The sequence below is a fragment of the Clostridium sp. AM28-20LB genome, assembly GCF_003480665.1.
In the GTDB taxonomy this organism is placed as follows: Bacteria; Bacillota; Clostridia; order Lachnospirales; family Lachnospiraceae; genus Otoolea; species Otoolea fessa.
In genome coordinates, this window is the sequence record NZ_QUJN01000021.1 from 1 (window position 1) to 625 (window position 625).

Sequence of the window (625 nt, forward strand, 5' to 3'; positions counted from 1 at the left end):
TTATGCCCCACTGCACCGCCTACCGCCTGCGCGGACATATGGGACGCATTCTGCATCTTCGCCAGCTTTTTTGCAATCTCCCCATAGGTAGTCGTCTGTCCATACGGAATTTGCAATAAAATCTGCCACACCGCCTGTCGAAATGCGGAGCCAGTCGGATGCAGCGGCGGAATAAAGTCCGGTTCTTTGCCAGAAAAATAAATATCCAGCCATCTCTTTGCCTCGGTTAAAATCAGGGATTCCTGTGAAATAGCTCCGTCTGGAAGTGTATTTGCAAAATACTTCTGCCCCTCAAACCACAGACCCGTGAGTCCGATCGCGTCTGCCGCCAGCAGAATATCGCCTAACTTTGATTTATATGTACATGTATATACTGTTTTATCCTTCACCGTGGACTCCTCCCAGGGTTATCGACTGTTTTTTTACATCCAATCGCTTTCTGCTTCCTCCAGCTTCTTCACAAGTGTATCTTTAAGAACCGTGAAAGCCAGAATAAAGCTATCGCATATCAGCAGAATCAACTCGTCTATTTCATCCTCATTATATATATGAACAGAGGTATTGCGTTTTTTTAACATGAGTAACCATATCTCAGCATCATTGATAAATCCGATCTTATAACCAA

General features: G+C 44.5%; 2 protein-coding genes. Both read right to left on the reverse strand.

Annotated elements, in window-relative coordinates; genetic code table 11:
• Positions 1-389 (reverse strand): methylated-DNA--[protein]-cysteine S-methyltransferase (locus DW739_RS14745; protein WP_147355665.1); only part of this gene is annotated, 389 nt, incomplete at its 3' end.
• A gap of 33 nt (positions 390-422) precedes the next feature.
• The coding region (locus tag DW739_RS14750) for a nucleotidyltransferase substrate binding protein (RefSeq protein ID WP_182428008.1) at positions 423-625 on the reverse strand (203 nt) is incomplete at its 5' end.